Genomic DNA, 14,566 nt, shown 5'->3' on the forward strand with positions numbered 1-14,566 from the left:
ACCCAGAAAGTCCCACCCATGACCACCGAAAAAATCGACGGCGTCTCCGTCAACACCCAAGCCAATGTTTACTTTGACGGCAAATGCGTCAGCCACGGCCTGACCCTGCCCGATGGCACCAAGCTGTCGGTGGGTGTGATCCTGCCGTCCACCCTGACCTTCAACACCGGGGCGCCCGAAATCATGGAATGCGTCGGCGGTTCTTGCGAATACAAGCTCGACGGCAGCAATGAATGGGTCAAATCCAGCGCGGGCCAGGAGTTCAGCATCCCCGGCAACTCCAAATTCGAGATCCGTGTGACCGAGCCCTACCACTACATCTGCCACTTTGGCTGATCCGACACCATGAGCACCATCCTGCAAAACCTGCCCAAAGGGCAAAAAGTCGGCATCGCCTTCTCGGGCGGCCTCGACACCTCCGCAGCCTTGCTGTGGATGAAGCAAAAGGGCGCCCTGCCCTACGCCTACACCGCCAACTTGGGCCAGCCTGACGAAGCCGACTACAACGAGATCCCCCGCAAAGCGATGGAATACGGCGCCGAAAAAGCCCGCTTGGTCGACTGCCGCACCCAACTCGCGCACGAGGGCATTGCCGCCATCCAGTGCGGTGCCTTCCATATTTCAACCGGTGGCATCACCTACTTCAACACCACCCCACTGGGCCGCGCCGTCACCGGCACCATGCTGGTGGCCGCCATGAAGCAAGACGACGTCAACATCTGGGGTGACGGTTCCACCTTCAAGGGCAACGACATCGAGCGCTTTTACCGCTACGGTTTGCTCACCAACCCCAGCCTCAAGATCTACAAGCCTTGGCTGGACCAGCTGTTCATTGACGAGTTGGGTGGCCGCGCCGAAATGAGCGCTTTCATGACGGCCAATGGCTTTGGCTACAAGATGAGTGCCGAAAAGGCCTACTCCACCGACAGCAACATGCTGGGCGCCACCCACGAAGCCAAGGACCTGGAAAGCCTGCAAAGCGGCATGAAGATCGTCAACCCCATCATGGGTGTGGCGTTCTGGAAGCCCGAAGTCGATGTCAAGGCCGAAGAAGTGAGCGTGCGCTTTGAAGAAGGCATGCCCGTGGCCCTGAACGGCGTGGAGTACGCCGACCCGGTCGAGTTGTTCTTGAAAGCCAACGAAATCGGCGGCCGCCACGGCCTGGGCATGAGCGACCAGATCGAAAACCGCATCATCGAAGCCAAGAGCCGCGGCATCTACGAAGCCCCCGGCATGGCGCTGCTGCACATCGCCTACGAGCGCTTGGTGACCGGCATCCACAACGAAGACACCATTGAGCAGTACCGCATCAACGGCCTGCGCTTGGGTCGCTTGTTGTACCAAGGCCGCTGGTTCGACCCGCAGTCCATCATGCTGCGCGAAACCGCCCAACGCTGGGTGGCCCGCGCCGTGACCGGCACGGTGACGCTGGAGCTGCGCCGTGGCAACGACTACAGCATCCTGAATACCGACTCACCCAACTTGACCTACGCCCCGGAGCGCTTGTCGATGGAAAAAGTGGAAGACGCGCCGTTCAGCCCGCTCGACCGCATCGGCCAGTTGACCATGCGCAACCTCGACATCACCGACACCCGCGCCAAACTGGGCATCTACGCCCACACCGGCTTGCTGTCGACTGGCGACGGTCCTCACATCTACAAGCTCGAAGGCAGCGGCAAGAAGTGAGTTTTTTGTCGCTTCAATGAAAAACGGCCTTCGGGCCGTTTTTTTGTATGCTTCGTTTTTGTGGGTGTTGTCCGCCTTGTCAGGGCGGCCAGCCGGCCAGCCTCATAACTCGCTTCGCTCGCCAAATCGGCTGGTCCGTCTGCCCACCCTGACAAGGCTACGCCTGTTGAAAACCAGCACGATTGGGGTGACATCACCGACGCAGCGCTGGGTTGGGGCCTGAGCGGATCGGCCGATTTGGCGAGCGAAGCGAGTTATGAGGCCGACCGCTGAGGCCCCAACCCGGTGCGGCAAACAACCACAAACGCCCAAAATCAAATCACAACAGGCTCAGGCTCCAGCCGAATTCCAAACCGCTCGTACACACTGGTCTGAATCGCTTTGGCCAGCGTCATCACCTCGCCCCCGGTGCAGGGGTTCTCGCGTCCACCCCGGTTCACCAGCACCAGCGCCTGTTTTTCATAGACCCCGGCGTGGCCCACGGTCTTGCCTTTCCAGCCGCAGGCGTCGATCAACCAACCTGCCGCCAGTTTGATGCTGCCGTCGGGCATGGGGTAATGCACCACTTTGGGGTCACGGGCGATGATGTCGGCGCATTGCTCGGGGGTCACGCTCGGGTTCTTGAAGAAGCTGCCCGCATTGCCAATCACCTGAGGATCAGGCAGTTTGACACGGCGGATCGCCACCACCCAGTCAAAAATCTGCCGGGCATCGGGGTTATGGATGCCGGTCTCGGCCATCTTGCGTTCCAGGTCCAGGTAGCCCAACTCGGGCTTCCAGCGCTTTGGCAGTGCAAAGCGCACCCGCAAGATAACGGCCCGCCCGGCCAGGCCCAAACCATCGGAACCACCCGAAGCGTGCTTGAACACCGAGTCTCGGTAGCTGAAGCCGCATTGCGCGGCGTTCAGGCTGAACAACTCGCCGGTGAACAGGTCCATCGCATCGAGCGAATCGAAACGGTCTTGCAGTTCCACCCCGTAAGCACCGATGTTTTGCACAGGTGATGCGCCCACAGTACCTGGAATCAGCGCCATGTTTTCCAGACCCGGGTAACCGTTGTCCAGCGTCCAGGCCACCAACTCGTGCCAGTCCACGCCAGCGCCCGCTTCAACGACCCAGTGTTTGTCCGTTTCTGACACCAAACGCATGCCCGGCACCTCGACTTTGAGCACGAGCGCTTTGACATCCCCAGTCAACACGATGTTGCTGCCGCCGCCCAGCACTTGCCGGGGCAAAGTGGCCAAAGTCGGATCGGCCAGCACCGCGAAAAGGTCGGCTTCGGAGCGGACCCGCACCAAAGCCTGGGCTTTGGCGGCGATGCCGAACGTGTTGTACGGCTGCAGGGGGACATTTTTCTCCAGGTTCATGGGAGAATTGTCGCATCCTCAACCTCGGACTTTTACCGCCATGCCCTCGTTTGATACCGTTTGCGAACCCAATATGGTCGAAGTGCGCAACGCCGTTGACACTTCTGCCAAAGAAATCGGCACCCGCTTTGACTTCAAAGGTACCTCGGCCAAGATCGAGCTCAAAGACAAAGAGATCACGATGTTCGGCGATGCCGACTTTCAGCTGACGCAGGTCGAAGACATCCTGCGCAACAAATTGACCAAGCGCAACGTCGACGTGCGCTTTCTGGACATTGGCAAAGTCGAGAAAATCGGCGGCGACAAAGTCAAGCAGGTGATCAAGGTCAAAAATGGCATCGAAACCGAAGATGCCAAGAAAATCACCAAACTCATCAAAGAAAGCAAAATCAAGGTGCAAGCCTCGATTCAGGGCGATGCGGTGCGCGTGACCGGTGCCAAGCGCGACGACTTGCAAGAAGCCATGGCGCTGCTGCGCAAGGACATGACCGAGTTGCCGCTGTCCTTCGACAACTTCAGAGATTAAAGCGCTCGGTACTCAAGCCTTGGGCACAGGCTGATCCAGGAAGCCCCCAGAGCGCAAAGTGACCACCAAGGTGTCACGCCATCCGCCTGGTTGTTCGGGCTGAATGGGCGTGGTTTCGTGGATCACTCGGGTATCGTCCAGCAGCAACACGGACCAAGGCTCGCTCAAGGTGAATCGCTGACCTCGCGGGCTGTCCATGTCAAACACCCTCGTCTCGCCACCTTTGATGCCGTGTCGCCCCACCAAAAACACCGCCACCCAATTCACGCCATCGCGGTGCGCGCCTTCGGGCGTGGGACGGCCAATGCCGTCGGTGGTGTCGATGCGAAACTGGTGCGCTTCTGTGAACCAGGTCTGATCGCCTTGCGCCGCTGAGGCCACATGGCCCAGCCAACACAGCAACTTTTGCCAAGCCGCTTGCTGCACCACTTCTGCGGTCATGGGCTCAAACCAACGCTGCATGCCACCGTGCAAGGCGTTGTAGGACAAGGGCTGCCAGTGGGCCCGATGCGGCATGGCCTGCGCCAGATCGCCCGTGACCTCAAAGCTGGCATGTCGCCTGCGGCGATAGCGCCCCCCATCTTTCAGGTACTGGTCGGGCGGCAAGTCGTGCCAACTCGGTTCCAGCGCCTGCAAGTCGTGAAGCGACAGATCGGCCAAAGCGCAAACGCTGGCAGCCCCCAACACCGCAAACCCCTGGTCTGCCAAGGTGGCGCTCAGCAGGTCGGGCGCTGTCAGCGGGGGTTGCAGCATGGCTTGGGGCATGAAGGGCTCCGTTTCAAGCGTAGCGCTGGCTGGCCAGTTTGGCGCCTTCGGCCAGGGCCTTGAGCTTGGCTTCGGCCACGGCGCGGCTCATGGGGGCGAGGCCGCAGTTGGTGCAGGCGATCAAGCGGTGCTTGGGCACGAACTGCAGCGCCCGGCCAATGGTGTCGGCAATTTCTTCGGCCGTCTCAATGGCCGGGTTGGCAACATCGATCACGCCGACCATCACATCCTTGCCTTCCAGCAGCTTCATCATCTCCATCGGCACATGCGAGTGCATGCACTCCAAGCTCACTTGCTGGATGCTGCTTTTGGCCAGCGCCGGGAACACCTTTTCGTATTGACGCCACTCGTGGCCCAGCGTTTCTTTCCATTTGTTGTTGGCTTCGATGCCGTAGCCATAGCAAATGTGCACGGCGGTGGTGCAGGTCAGGCCGCGCGCGGCCACCTCAAGCGCCTTCACCCCCCAGTCGGCCGCGTCGTCCATGTAGACGTTGAAAGCGGGCTCGTCGAACTGGATGATGTCCACGCCATCGGCTTGCAGCGCCAGCGCTTCCTGATTGAGCAGCTCGGCAAAGGCCATGGCCATCTTGACCTTGTCGCCGTAAAAGCGGTCGGCCACGGTGTCCACAATCGTCATCGGGCCAGGCAAGGTGAATTTGAGTTTCTTTTGGGTGTGGGCACGGGCCAGTTGGGCCTCAAAGGCGTGCACACGGCCCTTCAGGCGCAGCGGCGCGATGACTTGCGGCACCTGCGCGTCGTAGCGGTTGTTGCGGATGCCCATGGTGACTTTGTTCACGAAGTCGATGCCCTCGACCTGCTCCACGAAGCCGTGCACAAAGTGCTGACGGGCTTGTTCGCCGTCGCCAATCACGTCCAGGCCCGCGTCTTCTTGCGCCTTGATCCACAGCAGCGTGGCATCGGCCTTGGCTTGCTGCAGCTCGGGGCCCTGGGTGGTCCACTGGGGCCAGAGTTTTTCGGTTTCGGCCAGCCAGGCGGGTTTGGGCAAGCTGCCAGCGATCGCAGTGGTGAACATGTCAAAAATCCTGAAAATTTAAAAATCAAAGGGTGGAGTTTGCAGCAAGTGTAAATTCCCGCGCGAGCAATTCGTAAGAGCGCATTTGGGCCGCAGGGTCATGCGTCCAGGTGATGACGACCAACTCATCCACCTCCAGCCGTGCCGCCAACTGGCGCAGCTTGCGGCCCACCGTCGCAGCCGAGCCAATCAAGGCCGAGTCACGCAGGCGCTCCAAAGCGAACTGCTCGGCCGGGCTGTACTCGCGCGCCGCTTCTTCGGGCGGCAAGAGCGCACCGATGCGGCCCAAGTTGCGATCCATTTTCCAGCGGGCACGGCTCTCAAACAGGCGCAGCGCCTCTTCGTCGGTGTCGGCAGCCAAGGCCCACACGCAAAGCGCAGCGTTTGGCTTTTCCAGACCTGCACTGGGGCGGAAAGTTTCACGGTAAATCTGCAAGGCTTCGTCAGCGCCCTGCCCATCGGTAATGAAGTAAGCAAACGCATAGGGCAGCCCCAAGTGCGCCGCCAGCTGAGCACCGTAGTCCGAACTGCCCAGCATCCAGACGTCTGGCGAGGTCTCTGATTGAGGATAGGCATAAACGTTGTGCCCAGGATGGCCCGGGGGCAAATTGTGCCCACTCACCCAGGCTTGCAGCTCCATGACCTGTTGAGGAAAGCGCTCAGAGGCGTTGCGGTCGGGGTTGAGCAGCTGGGCCGTCCTTCCATCGCTGCCCGGCGCACGCCCCACACCCAGATCGATGCGTCCGGGCGCCAGCGCATCGAGCACCCGAAACTGCTCGGCCACCTTGAGCGCCGAGTAATGCGGCAGCATAACGCCCGCACTGCCCAGACGAATGCGCTGTGTGCGTGCCGCAATGGCAGCCATCAAGACCTCTGGGGCAGTGCCCACAATGCTCGGATGGCTGTGGTGCTCGCTCACCCAAAAGCGGTGATAACCCCAGGCCTCGGCACTTTCGGCCAGCGCCAGGGTTTGTCGAATGGTGGCGTCTTGGCCACGTCCAGCAGCAGCTGCAGACTGGTCAAGAACAGAAAGTTTCAGGCTCATGCGGTTTGGATTCCGGTGTCCACAGCGGCCATTTCGGCCTCTTGCAGCGCCCGCCACATGACTTTGCCGCTGCCGCTCTTGGGCAAGGCATCGACAAAGCTCACGGCGCGGGGCATTTTGTAAACCGCCATGTTCTCACGGCACCAGTCGATGATGTCTTGCTCGGTCACTTTGCTCTGGTGGTCCTGACGCAAAACCACCACCGCCTTGACCGACTCGCCACGGTAAGCGTCTCGGGTGGCGATGATGCAGGCCTCCTGAATCGCTGGATGGCGAAACATCAGGGCTTCGACCTCGGCTGGCCAGACCTTGAAACCGCTGGCGTTGATCATGCGCTTCAAACGGTCGGTCATGAAGAAATAACCTTGCTCATCCACCCGGCCCATGTCCCCTGAGCGAAAAAACCGGAAGCCATCACGGTCAAAAAAAGCCGCCGCTGTCGCCTCAGGCCGCTTCCAGTAGCCCTTGAACACCTGTGGGCCACTGATGACGATCTCGCCCGACTCGCCCGGTGGCAATTCGGCCAGGGTTTCAGGATCGACGATGCGTGACTCCACGCTCATGAAAGGGATGCCCAGGCATTGTTTTTTCGGCGCGTCGGGCGGGTTGGTGTGTGAGGGGGCCGCCGTCTCGGTCAGGCCATAACCCTCCACATAACGCAGCCCAAACTGATCCAGCAAACGCTGGGCCACGGCTTCGGGCATGGCCGCACCGCCCCCACCGATATAGACCAGACTGCTCAGGTCGTAGCGGTCCATGTGAGGGCTGCCAAGCAAATCGATCACCATGGTGGGGATATTGGTCCAGTGCGTGACGTGCCACTTGGAGATCAAATGCCCCGCCACATCGCGGTCCCAGCGCGGCATCAGCACCAGGCTGGCGCCCAACAAAATGCTGGTGTGCATCACACTGACCATGCCTGTGATGTGGAACATGGGCACCACACACAGCGTCACGTTTTCAGGGGTGCCGTTGCCCCACAAGCCGCTGGACATGGCGTTGTGCATGATGGTGCCATGCGTGTGCATGCAGCCCTTGGGCAGCCCGGTGGTGCCGCTGGTATAGGGCAAGATGGCCAGATCGTCGGTTTGAGCCTGGGGCGGTGGCAAAACCGCAGCGGGCTGGGCCATCACAGTGGCCCAGGCATGCACCCGGCCCGAATTCAAAACAGGCAACGGCCGCTCCACCAGCAACCAAGGCCGCCAAGCCTCGGGCATGTCCTCAGGACCCACAGCCACGGGGTCAAACACATCGGTGAATTGCGTCACCACAAGATGTTTCAGGCGCTGCTCGGGTGGCAAGGCCTCGCTGGCCTGCGTCAGGTCAGGGGCCAAATCAGCCGTTGTCACCGCCACTTTCGTGTCCGGGTCGGTGATGTAGTGCTTGAGCTCTTCGGCCCGGTTCATCGGGTTGACCGGAACCACCACCGCGTCGATTCTCAAAATGGCAAAGTGGGCAATCACCAACTGCGGACAGTTTTGCATGTCCAACACCACGCGGTCCCCGGTTTGCACCCCCATGGCACGAAGCTGCCCGGCCAATTGTTCAGCGCTGGCCATCAACTCGCGGTAGGTCCAGACACGGCCCATGAACACGAGTGCAGCCTTCTCGGGATAACGCAAAGCACTGATGGCCAAGTTCATCCACAAGGATGTGGCGGGCGCGGTGATCCGGGCGGGCAAGCGCGCAGGCCAGACAGCAGCGTGTGCGGGCATTGACAGTCTCCTCATTGAAGGTGGTGCTGCATGTTAATCGCCCGGCACCTTTTGAGCGGGTGTCACTTTGTCGCAACGGAGACCAAGCCCCCACCAGTGGGACACCCTCAGCGATTGGGGATGCCTCAAGGGACAAAGCAGGACTTCAAGCATTTTTCTGCTGAAACTCATTTATGAGCTTTTTAGTATTATTATTTGCTTCTATTTATGTTTTTATAGTCCAATCAACCATCATGCAGCCCAACACCACACCCGACACCCCTGAAGACTACTGCGGCACCACTTATGCAGCCAAACTGCTGGGGCTGTCGGTCGGCACGATTCAGACATTGGTCGAAAAAAATGAACTCCAAGCGTGGAAGACGCAAGGAGGCCATCGCAGGATCTCGATGCCCTCCATCCGCGAATACCAGCGCAAGCACAACATGCTGACCATCCCAACCGAACCGCGCGATCACCGGCTTCGTGTTCTGCTGGTTGAAGACGATGCGGTGACACGAGAGCTGCTGCACAGCTATTGCAACCGCTCCAACATGCCCGTCGACTGCACCGCCATGTCCTCAGGTCTGGAGGCCTTGATCGACATCGCCAGCATCCAACCCGACGTCCTGATCACCGATCTGGACATGCCAGGCGTAGACGGCTTCGAGCTGCTGCGCGCACTGCGCCAAAACCCGCAGTTCAACCGGATGACCACCCTGGTCCTGTCAGCCCTGACAGCGGAAGAAATTGCGGCCAAAGGTGGCCTGACAGAAGGCAGCATCTTCATGGCCAAACCCATCAACATGGACTGGTTCAACGGCTTCTTCACAGCCTTTGTAGCCGGCAGGCACAGTCAACCGCACACACAAGCCGGTCATAAAACTGCAGCCGTACAGGCCTGATAGGCAGCCGCCGGCAACCTCACCGTCAACAAGGGTTGCCTTTTCAAACAAAAAGCCGCTGGGTGGTTAATCCAGCGGCTTTTGTTTTGCATATGGTGGAGCTGGGGGGATTTGAACCCCCGTCCATAAGCCTTTTTCGTACAGTTCTACATGTGTAGTCGTCTGATTTGAGTCTCGCCAAATGAACCGCGCAGCGACACGCTGAACACCCAGCCAGCACCCTTTTTTCTCACACCACCCCAAGGTACCCGAGGTGATGCCAGCCCATATGTTTTACCTTGCAGCTAGGACTTTGAAGGGTTTAACCCCCTCATCACCCTAACCCAGCCTATCGGCCAACTGTTGCAAGGCTCACCGGATTAAGCGGCGAGTGCGAAACGTTCGTCGTTTGCAGTTAGTTTTTTTTCCGAAGATTAACGAGGATCAGAACCTCGACATGCCCTGCCACGCGTCCGAACCCATGTCGAAACCAGTGCAGCCCCTCAGGTTCTATTTTAGGCGCTCTGAAGGAATTTCAAGAGGTCCATCGGAGAATCAATGTGCAAATGGGCATTCCAGCGCGAAATATCGGTCTGCTGCCCCAAATAACCATAGGTGGCGGCCACCGTGCCCATGCCAGCGGCCAGGCCCGCAACGATGTCGCGCTCGTCGTCGCCCACGTACACGCAGTGCGCCGGGTCAACCGACAAGCGCCGCGCCGCCTCGAACAGCGGCTCCGGATGCGGTTTGGCATGCGGTGTGGTGTTGCCACTGACAATGGCTCCGGCCGTGGCGAACAAGTCCATGGCCGAAGTCAAAGGGTCGGTGAATCGGCTGGATTTGTTGGTCACCACGCCCCAAGGCATGCCTTGCAGTACCAGGCGAGCGATCATCTCAACCACGCCATCGAAGATGCGGGTGCGCTCGGTCATGCAGTTTTCATAGTTGACGAAAAACTCTTCCTTCATGGCCTCAAAGTCGGGGTGATCGGGCGTCATGCCAAAGGCAATGCCCAGCATGCCGCGTGCCCCTGCACCCGCCATGGGACGGTAGTGATCGAGCGGCAACGACAGCAGGCCGCGATCGGTGCGCATTTTGTCTGCAGCCGCACCCAAATCCGGAGCGCTGTCGATGAGGGTGCCGTCCAGATCAAACAGAACCGCTTGTGTATGGTGAAACATGTTCAGGTTTTCCGACAGGCCAGCAAGTAGTTCACACTGGTGTTCTGACTGAGCCAATACCGCTTGGTGAAAGGGTTGTATTCCATGCCCTTGAAGCCTTGGGCTTGCAGACCTGCATCGCGGGCCCAGGACGAGAGTTCACTGGGCTTGATCAGGCGGGCAAATTCGTGCGTGCCTTTGGGCAAGAGTTTCAGGATGTATTCGGCGCCCACAATGGCAAACAGGAAGGATTTGGGGTTGCGATTGAGCGTGGAAAAGAACACCCAGCCGCCGGGTTTGACCAATTGGGCGCAGGCTTTGACCACCGCGCTTGGATCAGGCACGTGTTCCAACATTTCCATGCAGGTGACCACATCGAACTGCTCGGGCTGTTCTGCGGCCAGCCCCTCGGCGCTGACTTCGCGGTACTGCACCCCAGGCGTGCCTGCTTCAAGGGCATGCAACTGGGCCACTTTGAGGGATTTGGTGGCCAAGTCCACACCCAGCACTTGCGCACCCTTGCGTGCCATGGCATCGGCCAAAATGCCGCCGCCGCAACCAATGTCCACGACATTCAGGCCCGTCAAGGGCACCAGACCGTTGATCCACTCGAGGCGCAGCGGATTGATCTGGTGCAGTGGACGAAATTCACTTTCAGGGTCCCACCAGCGGTGGGCCAAGTCTGAAAATTTGGCCAGTTCGGCCGGATCGACGTTGGAATTGCTTGTAGTCATGGGCTCTGATTGTCGGTGAACAGGCCTCAAGCCATGAGCGACAGACGAAAAAAAGCCCCATTGCTGGGGCTTTTGGCTAATCCTGTTAGGGATTACTTGTTGGCGCGTGTGCCCACCACTTCGATTTCCACACGGCGGTTCTTGGAACGGCCAGCAGAAGTCTTGTTGTCGGCAACTGGCTGCTTCTCGCCTTTGCCTTCTGTGTAAACGCGGTTTTTCTCGATGCCCTTGGTCACCAAGTAAGCCTTCACAGCGTCAGCGCGCTTGACAGACAACTTCTGGTTGTAAGCATCAGCGCCCACGGAGTCGGTGTGACCCACTGCGATGATGACTTCCAGGTTGATGCCTTTGACTTTACCAACCAGGTCATCCAACTTGGCCTTGCCTTCAGCCTTCAACACAGCTTTGTCGAAGTCGAAGAAAGCATCAGCAGCGTAAGTCACTTTGGTGGCGGCAGCTGGGGCAGGCGCTGGCCTAGGAGCAGCAGCTTTGGGGGCTGGGGCTGGCGCTGGCGCTGGGGCTGCCTTTGGAGCTGGTGCTGGTGCTGGAGCAGCTTTAGGCGCAACGATGGCACCATCGCAACCAGCGGCAGCCGTAGCAGGTGTCCAGTTGGCATCGCGCCAGCACAGTTCTTGGGTGCCGTTTTTCCAGACGAGGTCGCCGGTGCCATTGCGCCAGTTGTCAACAGATTGAGCGCCAGCGGCTGTTACGAGAGCTGCGGAGGCAAACAACATCGCCACTTTGTTGAATTTCTTCATGGTCTTCCTCTTAAGGGATAAAGCCGCAGACTCGCTGCGAAAAAAATACGTTTCAAATGACCGTCACTTGAACCGTTGACATTTATTGTGCCATAGACGGAAGGACGATTCGTTAAATGGCTCACGTGCGTATGGGACCGAGATCCTAATGAATCACAAATGTTGCATATACGCGACATCGGCTTGCACCTAAAATCACCGGTTCACATCGCGTCCATTTATCCCCCACTCTTTTTATGACCCAGTTCGCCAAAGAAACACTGCCCATCAGTCTGGAAGAGGAAATGCGGCGCAGCTACCTCGATTACGCCATGAGCGTGATTGTCGGCCGCGCCCTGCCCGATGCCCGCGATGGACTCAAACCTGTGCACCGACGCGTGTTGTTCGCCATGCACGAGCTGAACAACGACTGGAACCGCCCCTATAAGAAGTCAGCCCGTATCGTGGGTGACGTGATCGGTAAATACCACCCCCATGGCGACCAGTCGGTGTACGACACCATCGTTCGCATGGCGCAAGACTTTTCGATGCGCCACATGCTGGTGGACGGGCAAGGCAACTTCGGCTCGGTGGACGGTGACAACGCTGCGGCGATGCGGTACACCGAAATCCGCTTGGCCAAGATCGCCCACGAGATGCTGGGCGACATCGACAAGGAAACCGTCGATTTCGGCCCCAACTACGACGGCTCTGAAAAAGAACCCTTGGTGTTGCCCTCGCGCCTGCCCAACTTGCTGATCAACGGCTCAGGCGGCATCGCCGTGGGCATGGCCACCAACATCCCACCGCACAACCTGAACGAGGTGGTGGACGCCTGCTTGCATTTGTTGCGCAACCCCGAAGCCTCGATCGATGAGCTGATGGAAATCGTGCCGGCGCCCGACTTCCCGACAGGCGCCATCATTTATGGCATGACCGGTGTCAAGGAAGGTTACCGCACCGGCCGCGGCCGTGTGGTGATGCGGGCCAAGTGCCACTTTGAGGACATCGACAAAGGCCAGCGCCAGTGCATCGTGGTGGATGAACTGCCCTACCAGGTCAACAAAAAGACCTTGCAAGAGCGCATGGCTGAGTTGGTGCACGAAAAGAAAATCGAAGACATCAGCCACATCCAGGACGAGTCCGACAAGTCGGGCATGCGCCTGGTGATCGAGCTCAAGCGCGGCGCGGTGCCCGAGGTGGTGCTGAACAACCTGTACAAACAGACCCAGCTGCAAGACACCTTCGGCATGAACATGGTGGCCCTGATCGATGGCCAGCCCAAGTTGTGCAACCTGAAAGACCTGATCCAGGTCTTCCTGCAGCACCGCCGCGAAGTGGTGACACGCCGCACCGTGTTCGAATTGCGCAAGGCGCGTGACCGGGGCCATGTGCTGGAAGGCCTGGCTGTGGCTTTGGCCAACATCGATGATTTCATCGCGATCATCCGCGGCGCCCCCACCCCGCCTGTGGCCAAGACCGAGTTGATGGCCCGCGCCTGGGACAGCCAGATGGTTCGCACCATGCTGACCCGTGCCCGCGACGACGGCTCTGTGGTGAACGCCGATGACTACCGCCCAGAAGGCCTGGAGCGCGAATACGGTTTGGGCCAGGACGGTCTGTACCGCCTGTCGGACACCCAAGCGCAAGAGATTTTGCAAATGCGTCTGCAACGCCTGACCGGTCTGGAACAAGACAAGATCGTGGCCGAATACAAAGAGGTCATGTCCGAGATCGAAGACTTGCTGGACATCTTGGCCAAACCCGAGCGCGTGTCGACCATCATTGGTGACGAGCTGGGTACCGTGCGCCAGGAATTTGGTCAAACCAAAATCGGCGCACGCCGCAGCGAAATCGAGCACAGCGCACAAGACTTGTCCACCGAAGACCTGATCACCCCGACCGATATGGTGGTCACACTCTCGCACAGCGGCTACATCAAGAGCCAACCGCTCAGCGAATACCGTGCACAAAAGCGCGGTGGTCGCGGCAAGCAAGCGGCTGCCACCAAAGAAGACGACTGGATTGACCAGTTGTTCATCGCCAATACGCACGACTACTTGCTGTGCTTCTCCAACCGGGGCCGTCTCTATTGGCTCAAGGTTTGGGAAGTGCCCGCAGGCTCGCGTGGTTCACGCGGTCGCCCCATCGTCAACATGTTCCCGCTTCAAGAGGGCGAGAAGATCAACGTGGTGCTGGCCCTGACCGGCCAAGCCCGAACTTTCCCTGACAACCAGTATGTGTTCATGGCGACCTCCATGGGCACGGTCAAGAAGACCTCGCTGGACGAGTTCAGCAACCCCCGCAAAGGCGGCATCATCGCCGTCAACTTGGACGAGGGGGACTTCCTCATCGGCGCGGCCCTCACAGACGGCCAACACGATGTGATGCTGTTCAGCGATGGTGGCAAGGCCGTGCGTTTTGACGAAAACGATGTGCGTCCCTTGGGCCGCAGCGCGCGCGGGGTGCGCGGCATGATGATTGAAGAGACCCAGAGCGTGATCGCCATGCTGGTGTCGGAGCAAGAAAACCCCGAGGCATCTCCCGACGAGGCCAAAGCCCGCGCCAGCGTGCTCACCGCCACTGAAAACGGCTACGGCAAGCGCACCAGCATCACCGAGTACACGCGCCACGGCCGTGGCACCAAGGGCATGATCGCCATCCAACAGTCCGAACGCAACGGCAAGGTGGTGGCAGCGACTTTGGTCCATGCCGATGACGAAATCATGCTGATCACCGACACGGGCGTTTTGGTCCGCACCCGGGTGGCCGAGATCCGCGAATTGGGCCGTGCTACTCAAGGCGTGACCCTGATCGGCCTGGACGAGGGCGCCAAGTTGTCGGGCCTGCAACGCATCGTGGAAAACGACGCGAATGCCGCCGAAGGCGACGCAGACGCCGCATCGGATGACAGCGCACCCGCAGCGGAATAAGG

At 59.5% G+C, this 14,566-nt stretch carries 13 protein-coding genes and 1 other RNA gene; 5 read left to right on the forward strand and 9 right to left on the reverse strand.

Features of this window, described 5'->3' with window-relative positions:
* Positions 1 to 18: 18 nt before the first annotated feature.
* Both LHAB_RS14405 and argG read left to right on the forward strand, forming a co-directional pair.
* Entirely contained in the window at positions 19 to 336 is a 318-nt protein-coding gene (locus LHAB_RS14405; RefSeq protein WP_090047526.1) for a pyrimidine/purine nucleoside phosphorylase, read from the forward strand.
* Between the two features lie 9 nt (positions 337 to 345).
* Complete coding sequence (gene argG, locus LHAB_RS14410; protein WP_090047530.1) at positions 346 to 1,686, forward strand: argininosuccinate synthase; 1,341 nt, start codon at positions 346 to 348, stop codon at positions 1,684 to 1,686.
* Positions 1,687 to 2,000: 314 nt separating this feature from the next.
* Here the strand turns inward: argG and murB are convergent, their stop codons facing one another.
* A complete protein-coding gene (gene murB / locus LHAB_RS14415) occupies positions 2,001 to 3,053 on the reverse strand; it encodes a UDP-N-acetylmuramate dehydrogenase (protein ID WP_090047532.1) in 1,053 nt (350 codons plus the stop codon).
* A 40-nt stretch (positions 3,054 to 3,093) separates the two neighbouring features.
* Here murB and LHAB_RS14420 point away from each other — a divergent pair, with 40 nt between their 5' ends.
* The gene (locus LHAB_RS14420; RefSeq protein WP_090047533.1) at positions 3,094 to 3,579 is read left to right on the forward strand and encodes a YajQ family cyclic di-GMP-binding protein; all 486 of its coding nucleotides are present in this window, start codon (positions 3,094 to 3,096) and stop codon (positions 3,577 to 3,579) included.
* A gap of 12 nt (positions 3,580 to 3,591) precedes the next feature.
* On the opposite strand, the gene LHAB_RS14425 is transcribed toward LHAB_RS14420, so the two are convergent.
* The 4 genes from LHAB_RS14425 to LHAB_RS14440 are packed head-to-tail and all read right to left on the reverse strand — an operon-like array spanning position 3,592 to position 8,137.
* On the reverse strand, positions 3,592 to 4,344 hold the full coding sequence (locus LHAB_RS14425; protein ID WP_090047534.1) for a 2OG-Fe dioxygenase family protein: 753 nt from the start codon (positions 4,342 to 4,344) through the stop codon (positions 3,592 to 3,594).
* Between the two features lie 13 nt (positions 4,345 to 4,357).
* Positions 4,358 to 5,377, reverse strand: coding sequence for a methionine synthase (locus LHAB_RS14430; protein ID WP_090047536.1), 1,020 nt, complete (start codon positions 5,375 to 5,377; stop codon positions 4,358 to 4,360).
* Between the two features lie 25 nt (positions 5,378 to 5,402).
* Entirely contained in the window at positions 5,403 to 6,422 is a 1,020-nt protein-coding gene (locus tag LHAB_RS14435; protein WP_194943197.1) for an LLM class flavin-dependent oxidoreductase, read from the reverse strand.
* Positions 6,419 to 8,137, reverse strand: a complete 1,719-nt coding sequence (locus LHAB_RS14440) for a long-chain fatty acid--CoA ligase (RefSeq protein ID WP_090047538.1) — start codon at positions 8,135 to 8,137, stop codon at positions 6,419 to 6,421. Before LHAB_RS14440 ends, LHAB_RS14435 begins: the two co-directional genes overlap by 4 nt.
* Positions 8,138 to 8,370: 233 nt before the next feature.
* Here LHAB_RS14440 and LHAB_RS14445 point away from each other — a divergent pair, with 233 nt between their 5' ends.
* Positions 8,371 to 9,021 (forward strand): response regulator, encoded by a 651-nt coding sequence (locus LHAB_RS14445; protein WP_090047540.1) that lies wholly within the window; start codon positions 8,371 to 8,373, stop codon positions 9,019 to 9,021.
* Between the two features lie 93 nt (positions 9,022 to 9,114).
* On the opposite strand, the gene ssrA is transcribed toward LHAB_RS14445, so the two are convergent.
* The 4 genes from ssrA to ompA form a co-directional block, all read right to left on the reverse strand.
* Positions 9,115 to 9,503: a transfer-messenger RNA gene (ssrA, locus tag LHAB_RS14450) on the reverse strand.
* A gap of 12 nt (positions 9,504 to 9,515) precedes the next feature.
* A complete protein-coding gene (locus tag LHAB_RS14455) occupies positions 9,516 to 10,181 on the reverse strand; it encodes an HAD-IA family hydrolase (RefSeq protein ID WP_090047542.1) in 666 nt (221 codons plus the stop codon).
* Positions 10,182 to 10,183: 2 nt separating this feature from the next.
* Entirely contained in the window at positions 10,184 to 10,894 is a 711-nt protein-coding gene (ubiG, locus tag LHAB_RS14460) for a bifunctional 2-polyprenyl-6-hydroxyphenol methylase/3-demethylubiquinol 3-O-methyltransferase UbiG (RefSeq protein ID WP_090047544.1), read from the reverse strand.
* A gap of 92 nt (positions 10,895 to 10,986) precedes the next feature.
* Positions 10,987 to 11,652 (reverse strand): outer membrane protein OmpA, encoded by a 666-nt coding sequence (gene ompA, locus LHAB_RS14465; protein WP_090047545.1) that lies wholly within the window; start codon positions 11,650 to 11,652, stop codon positions 10,987 to 10,989.
* Between the two features lie 236 nt (positions 11,653 to 11,888).
* Here ompA and gyrA point away from each other — a divergent pair, with 236 nt between their 5' ends.
* Positions 11,889 to 14,564: a DNA gyrase subunit A gene (gyrA, locus tag LHAB_RS14470; RefSeq protein WP_090047547.1), complete on the forward strand. Its 2,676-nt coding sequence runs from the start codon at positions 11,889 to 11,891 to the stop codon at positions 14,562 to 14,564.
* Positions 14,565 to 14,566 lie beyond the last annotated feature (2 nt).

Source organism: Limnohabitans sp. 2KL-27 (assembly GCF_001269345.1).
Classification (GTDB): domain Bacteria; phylum Pseudomonadota; class Gammaproteobacteria; order Burkholderiales; family Burkholderiaceae_C; genus Limnohabitans_A.